General features: G+C 72.3%; 21 protein-coding genes. 11 read left to right on the forward strand and 10 right to left on the reverse strand.

Annotated features, from left to right (window positions below; all coding sequences use genetic code 11):
• Positions 1-100: 100 nt before the first annotated feature.
• Entirely contained in the window at positions 101-517 is a 417-nt protein-coding gene (locus tag HJC40_RS21285) for a pilus assembly protein CpaE (RefSeq protein ID WP_250003024.1), read from the forward strand.
• On the opposite strand, the gene HJC40_RS21290 is transcribed toward HJC40_RS21285, so the two are convergent.
• The 5 genes from HJC40_RS21290 to HJC40_RS21310 form a co-directional block, all read right to left on the reverse strand.
• On the reverse strand, positions 514-3,891 hold the full coding sequence (locus tag HJC40_RS21290) for an ATP-dependent DNA helicase (RefSeq protein WP_250003025.1): 3,378 nt from the start codon (positions 3,889-3,891) through the stop codon (positions 514-516). The genes HJC40_RS21285 and HJC40_RS21290 overlap by 4 nt on opposite strands.
• Positions 3,888-7,718 carry an ATP-dependent helicase gene (locus tag HJC40_RS21295; RefSeq protein ID WP_374272351.1) on the reverse strand — a complete coding sequence of 1,277 codons (3,831 nt, stop codon included), beginning with the start codon at positions 7,716-7,718 and terminating at the stop codon, positions 3,888-3,890. The genes HJC40_RS21290 and HJC40_RS21295 overlap by 4 nt, the downstream gene beginning before the upstream one ends.
• Entirely contained in the window at positions 7,610-8,632 is a 1,023-nt protein-coding gene (locus HJC40_RS21300; protein WP_250003027.1) for a LacI family DNA-binding transcriptional regulator, read from the reverse strand. The genes HJC40_RS21295 and HJC40_RS21300 overlap by 109 nt, the downstream gene beginning before the upstream one ends.
• 266 nt (positions 8,633-8,898) lie before the next feature.
• Positions 8,899-9,450 (reverse strand): TIGR00730 family Rossman fold protein, encoded by a 552-nt coding sequence (locus HJC40_RS21305; protein ID WP_250003028.1) that lies wholly within the window; start codon positions 9,448-9,450, stop codon positions 8,899-8,901.
• Between the two features lies 1 nt (position 9,451).
• Entirely contained in the window at positions 9,452-10,228 is a 777-nt protein-coding gene (locus tag HJC40_RS21310; RefSeq protein ID WP_250003029.1) for a TIGR00730 family Rossman fold protein, read from the reverse strand.
• Between the two features lie 231 nt (positions 10,229-10,459).
• Here HJC40_RS21310 and HJC40_RS21315 point away from each other — a divergent pair, with 231 nt between their 5' ends.
• On the forward strand, positions 10,460-10,660 hold the full coding sequence (locus HJC40_RS21315; RefSeq protein ID WP_250003030.1) for a hypothetical protein: 201 nt from the start codon (positions 10,460-10,462) through the stop codon (positions 10,658-10,660).
• A gap of 3 nt (positions 10,661-10,663) precedes the next feature.
• Here the strand turns inward: HJC40_RS21315 and dapE are convergent, their stop codons facing one another.
• Positions 10,664-11,734: a succinyl-diaminopimelate desuccinylase gene (gene dapE, locus HJC40_RS21320; protein ID WP_250003031.1), complete on the reverse strand. Its 1,071-nt coding sequence runs from the start codon at positions 11,732-11,734 to the stop codon at positions 10,664-10,666.
• Positions 11,735-11,754: 20 nt separating this feature from the next.
• On the opposite strand from dapE, the gene dapD reads away from it, so the two are divergent.
• The gene (gene dapD, locus HJC40_RS21325) at positions 11,755-12,747 is read left to right on the forward strand and encodes a 2,3,4,5-tetrahydropyridine-2,6-dicarboxylate N-succinyltransferase (RefSeq protein WP_374272355.1); all 993 of its coding nucleotides are present in this window, start codon (positions 11,755-11,757) and stop codon (positions 12,745-12,747) included.
• 3 nt (positions 12,748-12,750) lie between these two features.
• On the opposite strand, the gene HJC40_RS21330 is transcribed toward dapD, so the two are convergent.
• Positions 12,751-13,551 (reverse strand): LysR family transcriptional regulator ArgP, encoded by an 801-nt coding sequence (locus tag HJC40_RS21330; RefSeq protein WP_250003033.1) that lies wholly within the window; start codon positions 13,549-13,551, stop codon positions 12,751-12,753.
• Positions 13,552-13,622: 71 nt separating this feature from the next.
• Between HJC40_RS21330 and HJC40_RS21335 the strand changes: the two genes are divergently transcribed.
• From HJC40_RS21335 to HJC40_RS21350, 4 genes are all read left to right on the forward strand, one after another.
• Positions 13,623-14,219, forward strand: a complete 597-nt coding sequence (locus HJC40_RS21335) for a LysE/ArgO family amino acid transporter (RefSeq protein ID WP_250003034.1) — start codon at positions 13,623-13,625, stop codon at positions 14,217-14,219.
• Positions 14,220-14,304: 85 nt separating this feature from the next.
• A complete protein-coding gene (locus HJC40_RS21340; RefSeq protein WP_250003035.1) occupies positions 14,305-15,339 on the forward strand; it encodes a MerR family transcriptional regulator in 1,035 nt (344 codons plus the stop codon).
• A gap of 148 nt (positions 15,340-15,487) precedes the next feature.
• A complete protein-coding gene (locus HJC40_RS21345) occupies positions 15,488-16,216 on the forward strand; it encodes a class I SAM-dependent methyltransferase (protein WP_250003036.1) in 729 nt (242 codons plus the stop codon).
• A 28-nt stretch (positions 16,217-16,244) separates the two neighbouring features.
• Positions 16,245-16,952: a carbon-nitrogen hydrolase family protein gene (locus tag HJC40_RS21350; protein WP_250003037.1), complete on the forward strand. Its 708-nt coding sequence runs from the start codon at positions 16,245-16,247 to the stop codon at positions 16,950-16,952.
• A gap of 47 nt (positions 16,953-16,999) precedes the next feature.
• On the opposite strand, the gene HJC40_RS21355 is transcribed toward HJC40_RS21350, so the two are convergent.
• The gene (locus HJC40_RS21355; RefSeq protein ID WP_250003038.1) at positions 17,000-17,728 is read right to left on the reverse strand and encodes a trans-aconitate 2-methyltransferase; all 729 of its coding nucleotides are present in this window, start codon (positions 17,726-17,728) and stop codon (positions 17,000-17,002) included.
• 30 nt (positions 17,729-17,758) lie between these two features.
• On the opposite strand from HJC40_RS21355, the gene HJC40_RS21360 reads away from it, so the two are divergent.
• From HJC40_RS21360 to HJC40_RS21375, 4 genes are all read left to right on the forward strand, one after another.
• Entirely contained in the window at positions 17,759-18,151 is a 393-nt protein-coding gene (locus HJC40_RS21360) for a RidA family protein (RefSeq protein WP_250003039.1), read from the forward strand.
• A 516-nt stretch (positions 18,152-18,667) separates the two neighbouring features.
• Positions 18,668-19,171, forward strand: a complete 504-nt coding sequence (locus HJC40_RS21365; protein ID WP_250003040.1) for a hypothetical protein — start codon at positions 18,668-18,670, stop codon at positions 19,169-19,171.
• Positions 19,172-19,260: 89 nt separating this feature from the next.
• Complete coding sequence (locus HJC40_RS21370) at positions 19,261-19,608, forward strand: hypothetical protein (RefSeq protein WP_250003041.1); 348 nt, start codon at positions 19,261-19,263, stop codon at positions 19,606-19,608.
• Positions 19,609-20,715: 1,107 nt separating this feature from the next.
• A complete protein-coding gene (locus tag HJC40_RS21375; RefSeq protein WP_250003042.1) occupies positions 20,716-21,390 on the forward strand; it encodes a hypothetical protein in 675 nt (224 codons plus the stop codon).
• Positions 21,391-21,394: 4 nt separating this feature from the next.
• On the opposite strand, the gene HJC40_RS21380 is transcribed toward HJC40_RS21375, so the two are convergent.
• Both HJC40_RS21380 and HJC40_RS21385 read right to left on the reverse strand, forming a co-directional pair.
• Positions 21,395-22,708: a DUF4407 domain-containing protein gene (locus HJC40_RS21380; RefSeq protein ID WP_250003043.1), complete on the reverse strand. Its 1,314-nt coding sequence runs from the start codon at positions 22,706-22,708 to the stop codon at positions 21,395-21,397.
• Positions 22,709-22,779: 71 nt separating this feature from the next.
• On the reverse strand, positions 22,780-23,424 hold the full coding sequence (locus HJC40_RS21385) for an SIMPL domain-containing protein (protein WP_250003044.1): 645 nt from the start codon (positions 23,422-23,424) through the stop codon (positions 22,780-22,782).
• Positions 23,425-23,428: the final 4 nt, after the last annotated feature.

Below are 23,428 nucleotides of genomic sequence, written 5' to 3' on the forward strand. Positions count from 1 at the left end.
CAAAGAGCGCCTGGGGCAGAATTCCCCCACAGGCGCTCCTAAGTACTTGGGAACCAAACTGACAACGCGGAGAGCCTAACACGTCCGAGGAGGTTCGCTGGTGATCGGCGTCGAACTGGCACGGCAGCTCAGAGAGGCCGGGCTGGTCTGGAAGCCCGTGCTCGGTGATCGCTTCGCGATCCCCGACCGTGATCTGGACGAGGAGACCTTCGTCCTGAGCAACATGACCATCGAGGTGCACACGATGGCGGAGGGCCAGGTGATCGGTTTCAACGGCACGACCGAGTGGGCGCTGGACGACGTGGAGCTGGACGAGACCGTCTGGCTGCCCCGGGAGGACCAGTTACGGGAGCTGCTCGGCGGCACGTTCCGCACGCTGCGGCGCGGCGCGGCCGGGTACGAAGTGCTCATCGACCTGCTCGGCGAGGAGCGCACCTTCGAAGGCGAGACGGTCGAGGGCGCCTATGCCGCAGCGCTGCTGCACCTGCTCGCCGCGGCAGGTGCCGACCTGCCCTAATTCACCCGTTCGGGCAGTCGTTCGATGAGCGCGGCCAGCTCGGCCGCGTCGAGCAGGTCCACCGGCCGCACGGTGACCTGCTCGCGGACGTAGTGGAAGCCGGCCCGCACCCGGTTGAGCGGCACGCCGGCGAGCGACGCCCAGGCCAGCCTGTACGCCGCCAGCTGCACCGCGGCGGCTTCGGCGTCCGCCCCCTCGGGTCGCCGGCCGGTCTTCCAGTCGATGACGTCGTAGCGGTTGGCCGTGTCGGCGAAAACCGCGTCCATCCGCCCGCGCACGACCACCCCGGCGATCGTGGTCGCGAACGGGACCTCCACCTCGACCGGGGTGCGCTCGGCCCAGTCGCCGGCCAGGAACGCCTGCTGCAGGGCGGCCAGCTCCTCGTCACCGGCCGCGTCGTCGTCGGCCGCGCCGGGCAGCTCGTCGATGTCGATCAGACGGACGGCGCCGAACCGCTGCTCGAGCCAGGCGTGGAACGCTGTGCCCCGGCGGGCGTGGGGCAGCGGGCGGCGGGGCAACGGGCGGCGCAGCGAGCGGGCCAGGGCCTGCGGGTCACGGCGCAGCACGACCAGCTGGGAGACGGACAGGTGCGCGGGCACGGCCACCTCGATCGGCCCGTCGTGGCGGGCCCGTTCGTCCCGCTCGGCCAGCAGCAGATCGGCCTCGCGACGCCAGCGGGCGATGTCGGAGTCGGGGTCGGGCAGGCCGACCAGCTCGGCGGCCAGCTCGGCCCGGGCCGCGATCTCGGGCTCGGCCTCGGCCAGGTCGGCGAACGCCTCGGCCGCCTCGGCATCGGGCGCGGCGATCAGGCGGCGGATGAGGTCGGCCGCGGCGGCCATGGCCGGGCGGCGCAGGCCCAGCGGGTCGAACGGCCACTGCGCGGAGACCACCGCCTCGGCCGCCGGGTTGGTCGCGTCCGGCGCCGGCTCGGGCGTCCACACGTCGACGACGCCGGCGCCCTCGTCGCACGCCGAGCGGATCTCGTCGAGGAACACCGACGGGCCGCGCGGGCGCTTCACGCCGTCGCCCCACCAGTAGCCCGAGGCGAGCAGCAGACGACGGGGGCGGGTCACGGCGACGTAGGCCAGCCGGCGCTCCTCCCGCTCGTCGTGCTCGCGCCAGGCCGTGCCGAACGAGGTGACCGCGTTGAGCACACCCTTCTGATCGACCGCCGGTGACAGGTCGAGCCGGGGCAGACCGTCGGAGTCGCCGCGCAGCGGGAACGGCAGCACGCCGATGCCCATCAGGTAGTGGTCGGAGCTGCGGGTGAGGCCCGGCCAGACGCCCCGGGCCAGCCCGGCGACCGACACGACATCCCACTCCAGACCCTTCGCGGCGTGCGCGGTGAGGATCTGGACGGCGCCCTCGACGACGTCGACCTGTCCCGGTTCGAGGCCGCGCTCCTCCTCCTCGGCCGCGGTGAGGAAGGCCAGGAAACCGGCCAGCGTGCCGCCGTCGGTCTCGGCGGCGTAGCGGGCGGCGGTGTCGGCCAGCGCGTCCAGGTGCCCGCGGGCCAGACCGGCGTCCCCGGCGGCCCAGCCGCGCACGGCCACCTCGACGTCCAGGCCGATCGTGCGTTCGATGTCGGCCACCAGGTCGGGCAGCGGTTGGTCGAGGCGCTGCCGCAGCGCGCTCAGTTCCCGGCTGTACGCGTGCAGGCGCGCGTAGCCCTCGGCCGAGTACTGCTGCGGCGCGCCCAGGTCGGCCATCGCCTCGACCAGCGTGGCGTCGTCGAGGCGGTCGGCGACCACGTCGTCGGGCTCGGCGCCGGCCACCACGGCGGCGCGGGCGGCGGCCAGCCCGCGGGCCCGCCGGTGCAGGGCCACCAGATCGCGCGGCCCGATCCGCCAGCGGGCGCCGGTGAGCAGGCGCAGCAGCGACGCCCCGTCGGTCGGGTCGGCCAGCACCCGCAGCGTGCAGACGACATCGCGTACCTCGGGGGTGTCGAGCAGACCACCCAGGCCGACCACCTCGACCGGCAGGCCCCGCGAGCGCAGCGCCTCCTCGATCGCGGCGATCTGGCTGCGGACCCGGACCAGGACGGCGCTCGTGGGTCGTTTGTCGACCGGGATCTCGCCGGGCAGGGCCTCGGGCAGACCGGCGGTGATCCGCCAGGCGGTGAGCATCGAGTCGGCGATCCAGGCCGCCTCGTCGGCGAAGGTGGGCAGCAGCGCGCAGGCCACCGTGCGGCCGCCGACCGCGCCGGACACCCTTTCCGCGGCCCGCAGCTCGGTGACCCGGGCGCCGAAAGCTCGCAGCGGCGCGGAGAGGGTGTTGGCCACGCGCAGGATCTCGGGGCGGTTGCGCCAGCTGCGGGTCAGCTCGCCGACCGGGGCCGGCTCGCCGCCGGGCCGGGTGAACTCGTCGGGGAAGCGGTCGAGGGTGCCGGCCGAGGCGCCGCGCCAGCCGTAGATCGACTGGCAGGGGTCGCCCACCGCGGTGACCGGGTGCCCGCCGCCGAAGAGCGCGTTGAGCATGGTCACCTGGGCGTGGCTGGTGTCCTGGTACTCGTCCAGGAGAACGATCTTGAACCGGCCCCGCTCGATCTCGCCGACCTCGGGGTGGTCGCGGGCCACCAACGCGGCCCGGGCCATCTGATCGCCGAAGTCCATCGCCTCGAGGTCGAGTTTGCGCTGTTCGTAGAGGCGCACGAGAGGCAGCAGGGTGAGCCGCTGACGCTGGCGGGTGAGCACGTCGTGGACGTCCTTGTAGACCTTGCCCGGCAGCTCCTGCACCTCGGCGAAGAAGCGGCCGGTCCAGGCGGCCAGGTCGTCCGGGGAGACCAGATGCTCGGCGAGCTCGCCGGAGAGCGCCAGCACGTCGTCGGTGACGGTGCCGGGGGCGCGGTTCACACCGGTCATCTCCCCGGTGTACGAACGGACCAGCGAGTCGACGATCTGCCAGCGCGCGGCCTCGGTGAGCAGGCGGGCCGACGGCTCGAAGCCGGCGCGCAGGCCGTGCTCGGTGACGACCCGGGCCGCGTACGAGTGATAGGTCGAGATGGTGGCCTCGCCGGTGAGCGCGTCGTCGCGGCCGAGCCGGCGCACGAGCTGGCCGAGCCGGGTGCGCACGCGATGGGCCAGCTCACCGGCGGCCTTGCGGGTGAAGGTGAGACCGAGGATCTCGTCGGGGTGGGCGTAGCTGTTGGCGACCAGCCAGACCACCCGGGACGCCATCGTCTCGGTCTTGCCCGAGCCCGCCCCGGCGACGACCAGCAACGGCTCGACCGGCGCCGAGATGATCTCGGACTGCTCGGCCGTCGGCCGGGGCAGCCGCAGCAGCCGGGCCAGCTCCTCGGGCGTGTAGCGGGGGCCGGAATCGGCACGGCGGCGGGGCGCCGCCGGCTCGTCGGCGAACAGACTCGGTTGGGTCACTGGCCCTGCTCTACGACTTGACGTCCCTTGCCCGAGACCGGGCAGCTGGTGCGCACCGGGCACACCCGGCAACGGCTGTTGGCGACGGCCGAGAACGTGGAGGCGGCCATCGTGTCGGCGGTGCGGCGAACCATCTCGTACGCCCATTGCGGATCGGTGGCCTCGGCCAGCGGCAGCTGCATCTGCTCGCGGGCCTGCTTGCCCGGGCCGAGCTGCACCAGCGCCGCCCCGCCGCTCTCGGCGCCGTAGTCGGCGAAGGCGCCGGCCTGCACGGCGGTCTGGTAGCCGGCCAGCTGGGCGTGCTCCTCGACCTCGGCGGCGGCGACCGCGGTGCTCTTGCCGGTCTTGAGGTCGATGACGACCAGGCGCCCGTCCTCGTCGATCTCGAGCCGGTCGACCCGGCCGGTGAGCTGGATCGGGCGTTGCGGGTCCTCCAGGCGCACGCTGAACTCGTGCTCGATCGCGAGCAGCCGGCGCGGGTTGACGGCCAGCCAGCGCAGCAGTTTGTCGACCATGCCCTGCGCGCGTTCCTGCTCCGGCCCGGCGAGCCAGCGGGCGGCCAGCTCGATCGCCTCGAACCGGGCGCTGACGTACTCGACCAGCTTCTCGCGGTCGGCGTTGGCGTCCTCGGCCAGCATGGCGGCGGCGTGCACGAGGTTGCCGACGCCCTGGGCCGGCCCCGGCGGGGCGGCGCCGCCGTGCCGTTCGAGCAGCCAGCGCAGGCTGCAGCGCAGCGCGCTCTCCATCGAGGACGGGGTGACCTTGACCGGTTGGCCCTCGTCGACCAGCGGCCGGTCGTCGGAGAGCGGCCGCAGGCCCCACCACTCGTCCGGGTGGGCCCCGGGCACGCCGGCGGCGGCCAGCCGGGCCAGTTCCGCGGCCGCGGCCCGGCGCCGGGCCGGTGTCTGGTCGCTGCCGACCACGACGGTACGGAGTTCGGCCACGAGCGCCGACAGCGTCAGGGCCCGCGGCGGCCGCCCCACCGGGATCTCCGCCGGGTCGTCGGCCACTGCGGCCTCACCGGGGTCCTCGTCGGGCGGTTCCTCGGCCGGCCACTCCCCCAGGTCACCGAGATCCACTGCACCGGCCGCGCTTGAGTCTCGTCCACCAGCGGTGGCGCCGCCAGGACGGTCGATGACGACCGGATCGTCGCCCGCCTCGACCCCGCCCGCGGGACCGGAGTCGCGCGGGCCTCGGGGGTCGGTGTCCCAGAGGTCGGGGCCGGGCGGCGGTGGAGGATCGGTGGGCGGCAGCGGCTCCGGGGGCAGCGGGGTGTCGGGGATGCCGAGCTCGGTGAGGAATCGGCTGGGCTGCTCCTCGCCCTCGGAACCGCCCACCCCGGCCGACGCGACCGCGGTGACGATGAGCTTGCGACGGGCGCGGGTGGTGGCCACGTAGAACAGCCGCCGCTCCTCGTCGAGCAGCGCGGACGTCTCACCGACGACCGCGGCCGGCCCCGGGGCGGCGCGGCCGGCGAGCACGTCGACCAGCCGCTCCGACCCGAGCAGGCTGCCCCGCAGCCGCAGGTCGGGCCAGATGCCCTCCTGCACCCCGGCCAGCACGACGACGTCCCATTCCAGGCCCTTGGCGGCGTGGGCGGTGAGCAGCCGGACGGCCTCGCCGCGGTCGGCGCTGGGCGCGATCGAGTCGGCCGGCAGATCCTGACCCAGGACGTGCTCGAGGAACACCCCGACGCGCGCCCCCGGCAGGCGGTCGACGAACCGGGCCGCCGCGTCGAACAGCACGACCATCGAGTCGAGATCGCGGTCGGCCGCCTCGGCCCGCCACTGCCGGGCCCGGCCGGCGTCGGTGTTCTCCGGGGCCGGGCCGGAGCGGGTGCTCATCGCGTACCACCGGTCGGCCAGACCGCTGGCCCGCCAGATGGTCCACAGCACCTGCTCGGCGGTGGCCCCCGGCGCCGCGGCCGCCTCACGCGCGGTGGCCAGCAGCCGGGCGACGTTCTGCGCGGGCAGGGCCCAGCGCCGCTCCACCATGTCGAGGCCGGCCGGGTCGCGGACGGCGTCGACCAGCACCTCGCCCGACGGGCGCCGGTCGCCCGCTGCCAGCGCGAGCGCCCGCAGCCCTTGCCGCAGCCGCCGCTCGGCCAGCGGGTCGGCCCCGCCCAGCGACGAGTGCAGCAGCGCGACGGCCGTCTCCTCGTTGAGCGCCTCGGGATCGAGCGCACACCGCAGGAGCAGCAGGAAGGGCGCCACCGCGGGCTGGAGGTGCAGCGGCAGGTCCTCGGCGTGGGTCACGGTCGGCACGCCGGCCGCGGTGAGCGCCCGCTGCAGCGAGGGCAGCTGCAACGACGTGCTGCGCAGCATGACCGCCATCCGCGACCAGGGCACCCCGTGCAGCAGGTGGGCCTCCCGCAGCGCGTGGGCCACATAGGCCGCCTCGGCCGTGGCCGCCCGGAAGGTCCGGACCACCGCCTCGGCGACCGGCTCGCCACCGACGGGACGAGCGGAGCGGGCGAGGGCCGGGGCGTGAGCGTCAGCCGAAGCGGGCGGGCTGGAGGGGGCCGGCTCGGCCGGAGTGACAGCGTGCGGGGCGGCCGCGGGTGGTGGCTCGGGGCCGAGCACCGGCGGCGGCGGGTGCATCGGGCGGTGGGTGATCGGGCCGCGCATGCGGCGGGACACCCGCGAGGTGGCGGAGAGCAGCGTCGGCTCGGCGCGGTAGTTGGTGTGCAGCGTCAGCGTCTCGGCCAGGGCGCCCGACGCCGTCCGGAACCGGGTGGGGAAGCCGGCCACCGCACCGGGGTCGGCGCCCCGGAAGCCGTAGATCGACGAATCGGGGTCGCCGAACGCCACCAGCGGCTTGCCGCCCCCGGCGACCAGGGACAGCAGCTCGATCTGGGCCGGGTCGGTGTCGGCCAGCTCGTCGACGTAGACGTAGGCCAGGCGGCGGCGCTCGGCCTCGAGCAGCTCGGGGCTGTCGGTGAGCAGACCCGAGGCGGCCCGCACCAGCTCGGCCGGGTCGTAGGCCGACGAGCCGCGCGTGGTGACGTCGCGCAGGGCTAGGACGGCGACGTACTCGCGCAGGAAGCGGGCCGCCGCCGGCCAGTCGTCGCGGCCCAGGCGCTCGCCGAGGCGGGCCAGCTCGACCGGGCCGACGCCCCGCTCGGCCGCCCGCTGCATGAGGTCGCGCAGTTGCTGGGCGAACGCCCGGGTGGGCAGCGCGGGACGCAGGGCGGCGGGCCAGCCGATGGGGTCGGGCTCGTCGGTGGTGCCGGAGGCCTCGAGCAGCTCGCGGATGATCAGGTCTTGCTCGGGGCCGGTGAGCAGCCGGGGGGACGGCTCGCCCCGGTCGGCCGCGGCCCGGCGGAGCAGCCCGAAGGCGTACGCGTGGAAGGTGCGGACCAGCGGCTCGTGCACGATGCGGCCGGGGTCGCCGGCGACGCGGGCCTCGATGCGGTCGCGCAGGGCCGTCGCGCCGCGCCGGCCGAACGTGAGGATGAGGATGCGTTCGGGATCGACGCCCTCGGCGATGCGCGCGGCGACCGACTCGACGAGCGTCGCCGTCTTGCCCGTGCCGGGTCCGCCGATCACCAGCAGCGGGCCGTCGACGTGCGAGGTCACGTACGTCTGGAGGGGGTCGTCGAGGCGCGGCGGCAGCACCGTCGGGGGACGCCGGACCAGACGGTACGCCGGGCGGCGCACCGCGGCGGAGGAGGAGGCCGGCGTGCTCACGGCAACAAGGAAACCACGAGGGTCCGACGTTAACGAACAGCCGGTTTGCCCACCGAGGCCCGGCGGCGGACCGGCATCGGCACGCGCAGCACCGCCGGGTCGGACGCAGGGCCCAGCAGCTTCCCGACCGCCTGCCATCCGAGCTGGTAGTGCGGCAGCGAGATGCTGGTCAGCTGGGGCCGCAGCCAGGCGGCCAGATCCGAGTCGTCGAAGGAGATCACCGACACGTCGTCGGGAATCACCCGGCCGGTTTCCCGCAGGGCCTGGTAGGCGCCGAACGCTATCCGGTCGTTGAGGCAGATCAGCGCCCGCGGCGCGAACCCGTCGGCCAGGGCGCGGCGCACCGCCTCGTACGCCGAATCGGGCCACCAGTCGCAGTCGATCGCGCCGGCCAGGCGGACGCCGGCCGCGGTGAGTCCCTCGCGGATGCCGGCCAGCCGCTCACGCCCGGCGAAGACGTTTTCGCCGGTCTTGCCGACCAGGTGGATCCCGTCGCGATGCCCGGCCTCGAGCAGGGTCGCGGCCGCGCTCCAGCCGGCCGTCAGCTCGTCGGGGATGATCTGGTGATGGGCCGGCCGCGCCCCGCCGGTCAGGCAGTTGAGCAGCACCACCGCGTGTCCCTTGAGCAGCTTGGGCAGCCGCACCGGCCGGGTGAACATGCTGGCGTAGATGAAGGCGTCGACCTGCCGGTCGAGGAAGTCGGAGATCAGTTTCTCCTCGACGACCGGGTCGCCTTCGGTCTCGCCGATGAAGAGCAGGTGACCGTGCGCGACGGCGGCGGCCAGGGCGCCGTGGATGGCCTTGCCCGCGTACGGGTCGGAGGCCAGCGTGTCGGAGACCAGCGCGATGGTCCGCGTCACCTTGGTCCGCAGGCTGCGCGCCATGAGGTTGGGCCGGTAGTCCAGTTCCTGGGCGGCCCGGAGCACCCGTTGCCGCGCGTCCTCCGAGATCCGCATGTCCAGATGGCGTCCGGCCAGGACGAAGGAGGCTGTGCTGCGGGACACGCCGGCCCGCTGTGCGACCTGCAGGAGGGTCGCCCGTTGCGGGGGCATGCCCCGCAGTCTTCCACGGTCCCCCGAACGGGCACCACGCGAACGTTCGCAATTGCCACGTTGACGCCCGGCGAGATCGGGGCGCACTGTCGGCTCAACCGATCCAGCGCGTGCCCCGGCGGGCGCGACGCCGCCGGACGGCCGGAGTCTGCGCACCGGCGTGTCCCGGTGAGAGCGCGCCCGGCGCGCCCCGCACCGTCCGGCGGGCCCGCCGGGGCTCTGGTCACGCCGGGTGGGTGTGGTGACACCCACCCGGCGTGACACCCTCAGGCCGCGGTTACCCGTTCCTCGATGGCGTCCAACGCCGAGCCGATGGACTTGACCACGATCACCCGTTCGAGCGCGGACGACCGGACGAACGCCGTGTCGGCCAGCCGGTCGAGCCAGGCCAGCAGCCCGTCGTAGAAGCCTTCCGGGTCGAGCAGCACGATCGGCTTGTGGTGCAGGTCGAGGGTGGCCGTGGTCCACACCTCGAAGAGCTCGTCGAGCGTGCCGAGCCCGCCCGGCAGCGTGATGAAGGCGTCCGACCGCTCGATCATGATGTTCTTGCGTTCGCCCATGTCGCCGGTGACGATCAGCTCGTCCGAGGCCAGGTCGGCCACCTCGAGGTCGACAAGCGACTGCGGGATCACGCCGAGCGTGTGGCCACCGCCGGAGCGGGCGCCGTCGGCGACCGCGCCCATCATGCCGACGCAGCCGCCGCCCGAGACCAGGGAGTGCCCGCGCGCCGCGATCTCCGCGCCGGTGCGGGTGGCCAGGTCGAGCCATTTCTGGTCGAGGGTGCTGGAGGAGGCGCAGAAGACGCCGATGGCGGCCACGTCACCGCTCCTGGGTGTCGGCCAGGGCTGCGTCGGCGTCCACGATGATCTGAACCGCCTCGTCGACGTCGTCGGTCACCAGGATCAGGTCCAGGTCGCTCTCGCTGATCTTGCCGTCGGCCAGCAGCGTCCCCTTGACCCAGTCGAGCAGGCCCGACCAGTACGCCGTGCCCATCAGGATGACCGGGAACCGGGTGACCTTCTTGGTCTGCACCAGGGTGATCGCTTCGAACAGCTCGTCGAGCGTGCCGAAGCCGCCGGGCAGCACCACGAACGCCTGGGCGTACTTGACGAACATGGTCTTGCGGACGAAGAAGTAGCGGAAGTCGATGCCGACGTCGACCCAGTCGTTGAGGCCCTGTTCGAAGGGCAGCTCGATGCCCAGGCCGACCGACATCCCGCCGGCCTCGGTCGCTCCGCGGTTGGCCGCCTCCATCACCCCGGGGCCGCCGCCGGTGATCACCGCGTAGCCGGCCTCGGCCAGCGCGGCGCCCAGAGCCTCGGCCATCTCGCACTCGGCGCTGTCGGGCCGGCTGCGCGCCGAGCCGAAGACACTGACCGCAGGGGGCAGGTCGGCGAGGGTGTCGAAGCCCTCGACGAACTCGGAGAGGATGCGCAGGGCCCGCCAGGCGTCCTTGGTCTTCCACTCGCGCCGGTGGTGCGAATCGAGGAGTTTCTCGTCGGCTGTGCTCGGCGGGATCGACTCGCGGCGAAGCGTGACCGCGCCGCGATGACGCTCCGGCGCACCGTCACGTCGTCCGTTGGTGCTGTCCGTCATGCCTAAAAGGTAGTGCGGACGGTCAGTTACCCGGTGAACAACCGGGTGGGTTTCGGTAAGAGGATTGCGGGTGGGCGACCTTTTTGCCAGATTGAAGCAACGGACGGTAGCTCCGGCGCGTCTGTTCAGTAACCACTCCCGAAAAAAACCGCCCCTCAGCGATTCCAGTTCGCGGCAACGCACGCACGGCGCCCGGCTCGACAGCCGGGCTCCCGGGCTTAAGGAGCCACCGTGACGAACCGATACGAGCGCCTGAAGATGCAGCGTCGCATGCAGCGGCGCATCCGCCTCGTGGTCGAGGAACGCCGCATGGCGTTCGGCGTGCGACGCCCGGCCGACAGCGAGGTCGTGACCGACCCGGACGCCACGGTGGAGATACAGCCGTTGGCCGCCGCGCGGGCCATCGGGCGGGTGTCGATCCGGCCGGCGTGATCCTCAGGAGGCCAGCCAGCGGTGCAGCGTCGTCGCCCCGTCGCGGATCTTGCCGATCTCGACGTGCTCGTCCGGGGCGTGCGCGAGCAGGGGATCGCCCGGGCCGTAGTTGAGCGCCGGGATGCCCAGCGCCGCGAACCGGGCCACATCGGTCCAGCCCAGCTTGGCCGCCGGCTCGGCCCCGACCGCGGTCAGGAACTCGCGGGCCGGCGCGGCCGAGAGACCGGGCATCGCGCCGGGCGCCGAGTCGGTCAGCTCGACCTCGAAACCCTCGAAGACCTCGTGCACGTGTTCGAGCGCCTGCTTCTCCGTACGGTCGGGGGCGAAGCGCATGTTGACCTCGATCACGCACTCGTCCGGCACGACGTTGCCGGCCACGCCACCGTGGATCTTGACCGCGTTGAGGCCTTCACGGTACGTACAGCCGTCGATCGTCACCGTCCGCGCCCGGTAGTCCGACAGCCGCCGCAGCAGCTCACCGGCCGCGTGGATCGCGTTGACGCCGCGCCAGGCCCGGGCGGTGTGGGCCCGCCGGCCGGTCGTACGCACCAGCGCCCGGAGCGTGCCCTGGCAGCCGGCCTCGACCACCCCGTACGTCGGCTCGAGCAGCACGGCGAAGTCGGCCAGCAGCCACTCGGGGTGCGCCTCGGCGACCAGGTTGAGTCCGTTGTACTGGGAGTCGATCTCTTCGGCCTCGTAGAAGAGGAACGTGAGGTCGTAGCGGGGGTCGGGCAGCGTGGCCGCCAGGTGCAGGGCCAGCGCGACCCCGCTCTTCATGTCGGAGGTGCCGCAGCCGTAGATCAGGTCGTCGACGACGGTGGACGGGAAGTTGTCGTTCAGCGGCACGGTGTCGAGGTGGCCGGCGAGCACGACGCGCTGGTCGCGCCCCAGGTCCGTACGAGCCATGACGGTGTTGCCGAGCCGGTCGACGCTGAGGTGGGCCGCCTGTCGGAGCACTTCCTCGACGTGATCGGCGATCTCCTGCTCGTGGCGGGACACGGACTCGATGTCGACCAGGGTGCGGGTGAGCTCCACCGGGTCGACCAACACGTCCGGGGTAAGCGGGTTGGCCATAGGCCGCACGATACCGGCCGATGGTGAATCACGATCCGGCTCAGCGTTTTAGTAGGGTTCGGGCCGTGGATACTGCGATCTCGACCTCCCCCGCCTGGGGCATCGGCCTCGCCACCGTCACCGCCGAGGGGCAGGTGCTCGACACCTGGTACCCGGAGGGCTTCCTCGGGCTGGGCGCGGCGCCCGCCGAGGAGCCCGCGCTGCCGGCCGGGCTGACCGGGCCCCGGGCGCTGCCCGGCCTGTCGACGGTCGAGGTCCGCACGACCATCGCGTCGCTGGCCGACCCGATCAAGGACGCCTCGGACGCGTACCTGCGGCTGCACCTGCTGTCGCACCGCTTCGTCGTGCCCAACTCGCTCAACCTCGACGGCATCTTCGGCGCGCTGGCCAACGTGGCCTGGACGTCGGCCGGGCCGTGCCCGCCCGACCGGGTCGACGAGCTGCGCTTCCTCGAGCGCGCCGCGGGCCGTCACCTCGCCGTCTTCGGCGTCGACAAGTTCCCGCGGATGACCGATTACGTGGTGCCCTCGGGCGTCCGCATCGCGGACGCCGACCGGGTGCGCCTCGGCGCCCACCTGGCCTCGGGCACGACCGTCATGCACGAGGGCTTCACCAACTTCAACGCCGGCACGCTGGGCACGTCGATGGTCGAGGGCCGCATCGTGCAGGGCGTCGTGGTGGGCGACAGCTCCGACATCGGCGCCGGGTCGTCCATCATGGGCACGCTCTCGGGCGGCGGCAAGGACAAGGTGCGCATCGGCGAGCGCAGCCTGCTGGGGGCCAACGCGGGCATCGGCATCTCGCTCGGCGACGACTGCGTGGTCGAGGCCGGTTGCTACATCACGGCCGGGTCCAAGATCACACTGCCGGACGGCCGGGTGGTCAAGGCTCGCGAGCTCTCCGGCGTCGACAATCTGCTCTTCTGGCGCAACTCGGTCACCGGCGCGCTGGAGGCCAAGCCGCGCAAGGGCACCGGCATCGAGCTCAACGCGGCGCTGCACGCCAACTCCTGAGCTTCACCGGAGGTACGGGGCGGCCGCCGCTTTGACGGCGGCCGTCAGCATCTCCAGCACCTCGGAGCCGATCCGCCAGTACTGCCAGTACAGGGGCACGTCGAGGTGGCGGCCCGGGTGCAGGTCGACGTACCGCCCGGCCGCGATGTCCGCGCGGGCGATCCAGTCCGGGACCATGCCCCACCCCAGCCCCATCCGGATGGCCTCGATGAACCCCGAGGCCGACGGGACGTGGTGGACCGGCGCATCGGACTTGTCGATCTCGAGGAACCGGTGCTGGAGCCGGTCCCGCCGGTCGTACAGGATCATCGCCTCGTCCTCGGGCCGGCCGACCGCCAGATAGCGCATCGCGCCCAGCCGCTCGATCCGGCAACCCTGCACGACCTCGTGGTCGGCGGTCACGGCGGCCATCGCCGTACCGGCTCGCAACAGGTCGGCCGTGTAGTGCTCGTCGTCGGTGTGCAGCTCGTAGGACGGGCCCGGCACGGCGGCCAGCGCCGGCAGGAACCAGGTGTGCAGCGAGTCCGCGTTCACCACGATCGAGACCCGGGTGCCGTCGCGCGCCTGACCGAGGGCCTCCCGTTCGAGCAGAGCCACCTGCCCGGCGAACCGGACCAGCGCCTCCCCGGCCGGGGTCGCCACGCACGGCTTGGTGCGGCGCACCAGCACCTGGCCGACCGAGCGCTCCAGGGCCTTGATGCGCTGGCTCACCGCGGAGGGTGTGACGTGCAGCTCGCGGGCCGCCGCCTCGAAGCTGCCCGACTCGATGACGGCCTGGAAGGTGGCCAGCTGCGCGAAATCCACATTAGCGATTCTAATGCAACGTCAAAATCTTTAGCTTGAGTACGTCTGACCGCCCGCCTAGCGTCGAATCCGTGCTCACCTCCGTCGTCGCCGGCTTCTTCGCCTCCGCCGTGCTCATCATCGCCATCGGCGCCCAGAACGCCTTCGTGCTCCGCCAGGGCCTGCGCCGGGAGCACGTGGTCGCCGTGGTGCTGGTCTGCGCTCTCTCCGACCTGTTCCTGATCCTGGCCGGCATCGGCGGGCTGGGCGCGGTGGTCACGGCCCGGCCCGACGCCGTCACGGTGATCAAGTGGGTCGGCGCGGCCTTCCTCATCACGTACGCCGGGATGGCCGCCCGGCGGGCCCTGCGGCCGGCCGGGCTCAAGGCCGCCGACCGGGCCCCGGCCACACTCCGCGCGACCCTGCTCACCTGCCTGGCGCTCACCTACCTCAACCCGCACGTCTACCTCGACACCGTCCTGCTGCTCGGATCGGTCGCCCAGCAGCATCCGCACCGGTGGCTCTTCGGCGCCGGGGCGGCCGCAGCCAGTCTCGTCTGGTTCACGGCGCTGGGCGCGGGCGCGCACCGGCTCGCGCCGCTGCTGGCCCGGCCGTCGGCCTGGCGGGTGCTCGACGGACTGATCGCGGTCGTCATGCTGGCCGTCGCCGCGATGCTGCTGCTCGGCTAACACCGCTCCCATGCCCCCGCCGGATCAGGCGCTAGCTTGACTCTCGACCAGGTCGAGGCAGCAGGGTCGGGATGTGCGAGGAGACATGCGGGGCATCGGGGCGGTGGCGCGGGACAGTGGGCTCAGCGTCAGCGCGCTGCGGTTCTACGACAGCGCGGGCGTGCTGGTGCCGGCCGAGGTCGACCCGGCGACGGGCTACCGGCGCTACCGCGACGACCAGGTGCGGGCCGCCCGGCTGATCGCGGGCCTGCGCCGCGTCGGGCTGCCGGTGGCCGAGATCGCCGAGGCCGTGCGCGAGCTGGACGACCTGCCGGCGGTGCGTCGCCGGCTCGACGCCCACCGGCAACGCCTCGAGGCCGGGCTGGCCGACGCCCGGCGTGAGCTCCTCCGCATCCACGCCCTGCTCGACCTGGAGGAACTCATGACCCGAGTCAGTCTGCCCGCCGCTGCCCTGGCCGCGACGATCGACGCCGTCCGCTTCGCCGCGGGCGCCGACCCCGAGCTGCCGATGCTGCGGTGTGTGCTCGCCGACGTGACCGGCGGCCTGCTCACGCTGGTGACGACCGACCGGTTCCGGATGGCGGTGGCGTCGGCGCCCGCCGGGGTCGAGGGGCCGCCGATCCGCTCGGTGCTGCCGCTGCCCTTCGTCGACGAGCTGCGGCGGGGGCTCACCGGCGGCGAAGCGGGTCTCGATCTCACCCCCGGCCGGGTACGGGCGGAGCCGGCCGCGCTCGAGGCCGAGCCCCTCGACATCGACTACCCGGATCACCGCCGCCTGCTCGACGGGCTCACGACACCGGCCACCCGGGTCACCGTCGACACCGCCGCGCTGCGTTCCCGGGTCGAGGCGGCGTCGGCCGCGACACGCGTGCACGACGGCACGGCGTACCAGGTCGCGGTCCTGGCCTTCGATCCGACCGGCGGCGTGAGCCTGGTGCCGGAGGCGGAGTGCAGCGGCGAGGCCCACCTGGCCGTGAACCGGGAGTTCCTGCTGCAGGCGCTCGACGCGGGCGGCGCCGGGCAGCTCGTGCTGGAGCTGGACGGCCCGATCAAGCCACTGGCCGTCCGCGTCCCCGGCGACGACTCCCGCTTCTCGATCCTGATGCCCGTCCGCCCCTGACCGCTTGCCGCCCGGCTCGGCCTTGCTCGAGGGCAGGCGCCGGGTCGAGGTCGCGGCGGCGTAACAATTTACGTTCCCGTCACGCGATAGCGCTTGAGCCGCGTCACAACGGTGTTCCGCGCCCGGCGCCACTGGCTACGGTCGTCGGGTGCGCATCGGACAGCAGTACGAGGAATCAGCCGGCGAGCGCGCCACCGGCTGGGAGTTCGCCTGGCTGGACGGGCGCGACGTGGGCTCCGAGCCCTCCTGGTCGTACCCGGCCCTGGCCCGTACGCTGCTGCGACGCGCCTCCTCGGCGCTCGACCTGGACACCGGCAGCGGTGAATTGCTGGCCGAGCTGGCCCCGCTGCCGCCGCACACCGTGGCCGTCGAGAGCTGGGCCCGCAACACCCCGGTGGCCCGCGACCGGCTGACTCCCCTGGCGGTCGAGGTGCGCACCGAGCTGCCCGGCGGCGAGGACGAGTTCGACGTGGTGCTGAGCCGCCACGGCCGGCTCCCGGCCGACGACATCGTCCGCCTGCTGCGCGGCGGCGGCACGGTGCTGAGCCAGCAGGTCGGCAGCGACGACCTGGCCGAGCTGAACGCGGCGCTGGGGGCGCCGCCGGCTCACCGCGCCCCCTGGAACGCCGACGTCGCCGTGTCGGCGCTGACCGCCGCGGGTCTCGACGTCGTCGACGTGCGCGAGGAACGCCCGCCGGTCACGTTCCACGACGTCGGCGCGGTGGTGCGCCAACTTCGCGATCTTCCCTGGCAGATCCGTGACTTCTCGCCGAGGCTGTACCAGAACGCTCTCGAACGTCTTGACACCTTCATCCGCCTGCACGGCGGTTTCACCGTCGCCGCTCACCGTTTCCTGGTCGAAGCCGTCCGTCCCTGACACACCCCCCCGCGAGAAAGATCGGCCCATGCGCTCGTTGGTCATCGCCGTAGCCCAACCGCCCGTCCACGCGCTCGACGTCGCGGCCAACGCGACCCGCCACGCGGCCACCGTGCGCGCCGCGGCGGCCCGGGTCGTGGTCTTCCCCGAGCTTTCCCTGACCGGGTACGACCTGGACGCGCCCCTGCTGTCGCCGGACGACCCACGGCTGCACCCGCTGATCGAGGCCTGCGCCGCCACCGACACGATCGCGCTGGCCGGGGCGCCCGTCGCCGGCCCGCACATCGCCACCCTGCGGATCGACGGCGACGGCGCCCGGGTCGCCTACCGCAAGGTCAACCCGCACCACACCGAGGCGCGCTTCGAGCCCGGGCCCGGCCCGGAGGTCATCGAGGTGGACGGGTGGCGCCTCGGCCTCGGCATCTGCCGCGACACCGGCGTCGAGGAGCACGCGGCGACCACCGCGGCACTCGGCATGGACGCGTACATCGCCGGCGTGGCCGACGAGCCCGAGGCCGCCGTCGTGCACGCCGAGAGGGCCCGCCGGATCAGCCGGACGTACGGGGTGTGGGTCGCGATCTCGTCCTGCGCGGGCGCGACCGGCCCCGCCTATCCCGAGACGGCCGGTCGCTCGGGCATCTGGGCGCCGGACGGCAAGGTGGCCGCCCGGGCCGGCAGCGCGGTCGGCGAGATCGCGCGGGCGACCCTGCTCGCCGAGCGCCTGGCCCGGGTCTAGTTTCCGGGCCTTTCAGGGTCTGGCTTTTCCGGTCCAGTTTCTCCGGTCTAGTTCTTGCGGGCCAGGACGAGGCTGGTGTGCAGCGCCAGCGTGACCGAGCCGCCGAAGCTGTCGACCGCGGCGCGCAGGCCGTCCAGGGTGCGCCGCTGCTCGTCCGGGGTGTGCCGGCGGAACGGCGAGAACGTCTGGACCAGTTCGAGATAGCGCTGCGTCGAAAAGTCCGGGTACGTGGTGAACAAGCACTCCTCGACGTCCGACCACAGCCCGGCGCCGGCCACGTCGTCGCGCACCCAGTGGTCGGCCCGGTCGGCCACCGTCGGGTCGACCCGGTGGAACACGTCCGTGATGGCCTGTTCCTGTGCCGGGTCGGCGTAGCCGTACTTGTGGCCGAAGATCGCGAGCGTGCCGCCCGGGGCGAGCGTGTCGAAGGACCGGCGGTTGCGCGTCGCGACGTCCATCCAGTGCCAGGCCAGCGCGCACGCGACGAGGCTGGGCCGGCGGGCCGGCGGGGACCACTCCTCGAACGTCGTCTCGACCACCTCGACCTGCGGGAACTTGGCGCGCAGCAGGGCCGCCATGCGCGGGTCGGGTTCAAGAGCCACAACCGGTTCCCCGTACGCGACGAGCAGCTCGGTGCCCTTGCCGGTGCCGGCGCCCAGCTCGACGATGCCGGTGGGCCGGCCGCCGTAGTCGAGGATCGCCTGCCGAACCTCCTCCGGGTAGCCCGGGCGTACCTCGTCGTAGAGGGCGGCGACCTCGCCGAAGACCTGGACCATGAGCTCGACCGTAGCGTCTAGGCTCGATCCGTGAAGCACCACGTCCGGCCCGTGGGGTCGCCGCCGACCAACGGCTACAGCCACGCCGTGTCCTTCACCGGCACGACGATCATGGTCTCCGGGCAGGTGCCGCTCGACGCGGAGGGCCGCCTGGTCGGCGAGGACGACACGCTCGAACAGACCCGCCAGGTGTTCCGGAACATCGCGGCGGCCCTGGCTCCGGCCGGCGCCCGGATGTCCGACGTGGTCAAGCTGACGGTGTTCCTGACCAGCATCGCGGATCTGCCGGCCTTCCGGACCGCCCGCGACGAGGTCATCGACCCGGAGCGGCCGCCGGCGAGCTCACTGGTCCAGGTCGCCGGGCTGGTCCAGCCGGGCTTCCGGGTCGAGATCGAAGCCGTCGCGGCGCTGCCGGCCGGCTGAGCCCCGGCAACCCTCGCGGCCGAGCACGCCGCCGAGCACGCTGCCGACAGAAGCGTCGGCGGTAAGCATCTTTCAGGTGAGTGGGCTGACGGATCGCTTAACCCATTAGAGGAAATGTGCCCTTGCCGTGATGCAAGGGCCGCGATTAATGCTCACTTTCGGGCCGACGGCGACCGTCGATTCGTGGGGTTACGGCCCGCCTTGGATCTTTCTTCGCTTGCGCCCGGGGCGCGGTCCTGATACGCCACCGTTTCCGCTGCCTGACGCCGTCACCAGCGGGTATTGGTGATCGCCAACGTGCGGTGTGCGCTCGATGTCTTGTGGCCGCGTCAGGCTTCCGGGTTCGTCCGATCATCGGCAATCGACTGACTTGCCGTTCTGGATAGGACGGGCGTAAGCACTATCGCTCTCGCCTGTCACATCCGCCATCTTTGTCCCAGCGCCGGAACGCTTCGAGCCCCGGCCACAACAATTCCCAGCACCAAAGTTTGTCGTCTGTTCCAGGAGGAACTTCCCATGCGTCAGTTCACCAAGCGTTCCGCCGCCATCGTCACCGGCTCCGTTCTCGCCGTCGCCGGGGGAACCGCGGCGTTCGCCTACGCAAGCGGCTGGTTCCAGGGCAGCAGCACGACGCAGGTGACGACCTCGACGATCAAGAACGTGACCGCCACCGTCAATCTGCGCGGCAATGCCGACAACAACTTCTTCCCGGGTAAGGCAGTGGACATCACCAACGCCTCCGTCACGAACCCGAACGACTTCCCGGTCCAGCTCACCGGACTCACCAACATCGCGGTCTCGGGCAAGGAAGGGTGCACGCAGGAGCAGGCCGGGTTCACCCTCACCAACCTGACGAACCGGACGTTTGACAAGAGTGCCACTCCGGTCACCAACGTTCCGCTCGGCACGCTCACGATGTCCAGGACGGCCGACCCGATTTGCGCCGGCGGCAGCCTCGTCGTCACCGCAACCCTTCAGGGCGGGATTGCCGAGGCCTCAACGGGCACGGGCGACAGCTGACTTCGGTCGGGGGTGGACGCCGACGCGTCCACCCCGATGTCAGGCGTTTCTTGAGGTGTGGGTGGACTTTGCTGAAGGCACGCCGATCGATGATCACCGCTGCGGCAACGCTGGTGACGGCGTTCGCCGTGACCGCCGGCGCTCAGCAAGGTAAGTCCGGCGAGAAGGCAATGGCGCTCACTCACGACGAGCAAAAGTCCTACGACACCGCGCGCTTCACCTTGAAGGGTCAGCCAGTGAACGGTCTTTGCTCTGGGGTAGCTCGGCAGATCCGAGTCATCTTCGGCAACCCGTTCGAGTTCTCGCTTTCGTGGCGCAGCGCCCCTTGCGGCCGCAGCCTCCAGCACGGCTCGATAGCCGTCACCATGCCAAGCGACTGCGAGGACACAAAGTTCTTGATCGCTCTCGCCGGTTCAGGCAGGAAGGCCGGCCGATGAAGAAGCGAACTGTCTACGCTTTGATCACCACCACTGTCACCGCAGTGATCGGCGCCGGAACCGTGGCAGCGAATGCCGAATGGGGAGTCAACGGCACCAGCCAGGTCAGAGCCCGCATTGAAAGAATGCCCAACGGCACGAGGCCAAGCGTCGAGAACCAGTCCAGGGCTGCCGTGGTCACATGGAGCGCTCAAGAGATCGCACCGGGCGTGAGGATGGAAGGCTATGTCGTTACTGCTCATAGCCTGGATTCTCCGGCGAGGCAGAAGCTCGTCCGTGACGTCGTCGCTTCCGGCGGTGTCAGCGAGTCGATCACCTTCGCCGCTGACGAGGTCGCGGGAGGTAAGTGGAGGTGGACGATCCTTCCCCGCTTCGGCCGGTGGATCGGAGCCGAGGGACCTCCTAGCGGGGCACTCGCCTTCGCTCCAACCCTTAACACCGCTCCTCCCGAGGCCCCCGCACCGAAAAAGGTCACGCCTACCACCTCGCATCCCACACCGACGCCAGTGACAACCTCGGAATCGGCGAGCAAGCCGGCCACCGCGCCTGTCCCCACTACGCCGGCTCAGGCGCCGACCCCGACGCCGACGCCGACGCCTGAGCAGAACCAAGAAAAGATCGCACCTCCGCCCGCGTCCACACCCGCGGAGCCGAAGCCTACGACGACGGCGCCGGAACCGTCCGCCAGCGGTTCGCCCGGAGAAGGCATTCCGAAATAGGTGGGGTAAATGATCGAGCCCGCGGCGGGGTCCCACGCCGCGGGCTCGATCGCTTTGTGCCCCGGACGGGTTAGGCGGAAGACACCGATGCCGCCGACATTCGGTTGAGGGCCCTCTGGCCGGACCGCGCGGAATACCTGTGGATTCGGCATCCCGCGTATCTGTCCCGGTAGGGTCACCGCGTCCGCCCCGATTGCCAAAAACGCTGGTCAGCGCCATGCTCGGTGATCCCTGAGCTTCCCTCTTTGGGATTAAGCCGGACAGGCGCACCTGTGCGCTTTATGCGCGTAGAAGCGCGGACGGAATCCCGATCACACGACCACGGGTCGTCGGCGACCGTTATGAGACGAGAGGCATCACCAGTCGCTGGAGGAGAAAGGCGCCGCATGTGTACGACGAAGGCACGGTCATGATGCGGCGCGAGGTCCTCAGCCGGCTGCGAGAGGGCGGCGGCTTGAACGATCGCGAGCAGGACGGCAACAGGGTCACGGGCATGCACATCGAGCTGGATCCGGCCGACCACGAGGAACCCACGTGGGAGGTCCGGCACCCGCAGGTCGCGGGGGCCAAGCGGCGCCTGGACCGGCGTACGCGGGTGATCCTCGGCATCGCCGCGGTCCTCGCCGTCGTCGTGAACGCGGGCGCCGCCTGGGCGTACTGGCAGATCACCGACACCGAGGTGGCTCAGGCCACGAGCGGCGGGGCACCGGTCGCGATGTCGCTGCGGGCGCGTTCCGACCTCGACCGGGCGCTGCAGCCGGGGGCCACCGGTGACCTGGTCGTCACCGTGACCAACGACAACGGCTTCCCCATCAGGATCACCTCGATCACCGCGGCCGGGCCGGTCGTCGCCGACCCGGAGCATCAGAAGAACGGCTGCACGGCCACCGGCGTACGGCTGAGCAAGCCCACCTTCGCCGTGGTGTGGGACGTCGGCCGCAACTCGATCGGCGCGTTCAACGTGCCCGGCGGGCTGACGATGCGGGCGACCGCGGACCCGGACTGCCGGGGTGCCGCCTTCACGGTTCCGGTGCGGGTCTCCGGCGTACGCACCGACAGCTGACCGGCTAGTCGTTGTCGGTGGCCGTCGGGCGCAGGTGCCGCGCGCGGTGGCCGCTGAGCAGTTCGGCGTGCACGGGACGGTGCCGTCCGGGATGGGCGGTGAGTTCGCGTATTTCGGCCGGGACCACGACCGACGTCCGCAGCACCGCGCTGGCCCGTTCGGCCGAGTCGCGCACGACCGCCTCGTCGTGGCTGGCCGCCTCGATGCCGTCGGCCACCACGCGTGCCAGCGCCGCCCCGTACGTCCGGGCGTCCTGGATCTCGCGTTCGTGGATGAGGGTGGCCTCGTGTTCGCGGCGGCGGGCGAGGCGGGCCTCGGTGCGTTCGTAGCCGTTGCCGCGGGAGGCGAACTTGAGGCCCACGGCGGCGCAGTCGAGCGCCACCAGCAGCAGCGTGATGCCCAGGTAGAAGACGCCGACGCCCCAGAAGTCGCCGGACACCAGGTGCCACATCGCGGCTGTGCGCGCGCCGAAGCCGGAGTCGGCCTCGACCGCCTTCTCGTTGGCTTCGCGCTGCTCGTTGATCTGGCGGGTGAGGTCGGCCTTCTCATCGGCGCGGGCCTCGCGGGCGGTGCGCTGGGTGTCGAGGAGCCGCCCGGCCCGTACGTCGAGAGCAGCGGCTTCGTCGTCGAGCGTGCGTGACCGCCGGACGAGCTGGTCGCAGGAGCCGCCCGCGGGGCAGCCGGCCGCCCTGGTCACGCCGTCACCGGCCGAGTCGGCGACCGCCTGCCGGTAGAGCTCGCGGGCGTCGCGGCGTTTCTGCGCGGCCTGGTCGGTGAGCCCGCGGACGGCGGCGTCGTCCCCGCCCGTCTCGCGGTCGAGCTGGGCCAGCCGGGCCGTCCAGGTGCCGACCACGCCGGTCCGGTCGATGCGGCTCAGCTGCTGGTTGTGCACCTCGTTGAGCCGGGCGTCGATCTCACCCCGGTAGCGCGCGAGCATCAGCGGCTCGGTGATGAGCAGCGCGAACAGCAGCGCCAGCCCGAGCCGGCCGGCGTACAGGCCGATGGTCGGCCTTTTGAGCAGGTGCCCGGGGTCGGTCGAGTCGAGGTGCTCGTAACTGATGGCGACGCGTCCGACGACCGCCCGGTCGTAGGCGACGACGCCCGCCGCGACGAGCGGCCCGACCAGCCACCGGTACCACGGACGCGAGTAGTTCGAGCTCGCGTCGATGAAGGCCGCGCCACCGAGCGTGGCATACGCGAAGTAGAGAAGGATGAAGACGCCGATCGCGGAGTACAGCACCCGGTCGGTGTGGGTGGTCACGCTGGCCGGGTTGACGTTCGCCACCCGCAGCAGCACGTCTCGGCGGCCCTTCGGCATGGTGCCGAGTCTGGCTGATCATGCCGCCCAGCGGGCCCGAAACGCCTTTTTCGGACACGAACCCGCTCAGCTCAGGGCGTCAGCTCGGGCTCCGTGATCGTCACCCGGACCGTCACCGAGGCCTGCACCGTCTGGGGCTGCGGGTCGATCTCGAAGCCGGCCGATTCCGGCCCGCCCGCGTCGATCGACAGATTCCGGAACATCGGCCCGCCGCCACCGGCGCCCTCGTCGGCGATCTCGACCAGCTTGTCGATGCGGGCGCCGACGGCGGCAGCGTACTCACGGGCGCGGGACAGCGCGTCGGTGATGGCCTCGCGGCGCACGTCGGAGCCGGCCCGGCTGCCCGGCCGCAGCTGCCACCACGGCCCGGCCACGGCCGCGTGCTCGAGCGCGGCCAGCCGCAGCAGAAGCTGACCGAGCGGCTCGAAATCGGCCACGGTCACCGTGGTGTCGACATTTCCGGTGTACGCCACCACGCGCTCGCTGCCCCGCTTGAGCTCCGGGAACACCCGCACGCCACCGGTCTCGCGCCGCTCGATCGCGTCACCGGCCTCGGCCAGCAACGCGTGCAGCGCGGCCGACCGCTCGAGCAGCCGGGACACCACGGTCTCGCGCTCGCGGTCGCGGGCCGACAGGGTGACGGAGATGATCGCCTGCTCGGGCGGCACCTCGCGGAACGCCTCGCCGCGGACGGCGATGGTGGGTTGATCGGCCATGGCC

The organism is Actinoplanes sp. M2I2 (genome assembly GCF_023544445.1).
GTDB lineage: Bacteria > Actinomycetota > Actinomycetes > Mycobacteriales > Micromonosporaceae > Actinoplanes.

Coding starts and splice junctions, on each gene's coding strand:
- HJC40_RS21295 (WP_374272351.1), bottom strand. CDS start 7,718: ATGGCAGGCGGTCGGGAAGCTGCTGGGCCCTGCGTCCGACCCGGCGGT.
- HJC40_RS21300 (WP_250003027.1), bottom strand. CDS start 8,632: ATGCCCCCGCAACGGGCGACCCTCCTGCAGGTCGCACAGCGGGCCGGC.
- HJC40_RS21310 (WP_250003029.1), bottom strand. CDS start 10,228: ATGACGGACAGCACCAACGGACGACGTGACGGTGCGCCGGAGCGTCAT.
- dapE (WP_250003031.1), bottom strand. CDS start 11,734: ATGGCCAACCCGCTTACCCCGGACGTGTTGGTCGACCCGGTGGAGCTC.
- dapD (WP_374272355.1), top strand. CDS start 11,755: ATGGTGAATCACGATCCGGCTCAGCGTTTTAGTAGGGTTCGGGCCGTG.
- HJC40_RS21340 (WP_250003035.1), top strand. CDS start 14,305: ATGCGGGGCATCGGGGCGGTGGCGCGGGACAGTGGGCTCAGCGTCAGC.
- HJC40_RS21350 (WP_250003037.1), top strand. CDS start 16,245: ATGCGCTCGTTGGTCATCGCCGTAGCCCAACCGCCCGTCCACGCGCTC.
- HJC40_RS21355 (WP_250003038.1), bottom strand. CDS start 17,728: ATGGTCCAGGTCTTCGGCGAGGTCGCCGCCCTCTACGACGAGGTACGC.
- HJC40_RS21365 (WP_250003040.1), top strand. CDS start 18,668: ATGCGTCAGTTCACCAAGCGTTCCGCCGCCATCGTCACCGGCTCCGTT.
- HJC40_RS21370 (WP_250003041.1), top strand. CDS start 19,261: ATGATCACCGCTGCGGCAACGCTGGTGACGGCGTTCGCCGTGACCGCC.
- HJC40_RS21380 (WP_250003043.1), bottom strand. CDS start 22,708: ATGCCGAAGGGCCGCCGAGACGTGCTGCTGCGGGTGGCGAACGTCAAC.
- HJC40_RS21385 (WP_250003044.1), bottom strand. CDS start 23,424: ATGGCCGATCAACCCACCATCGCCGTCCGCGGCGAGGCGTTCCGCGAG.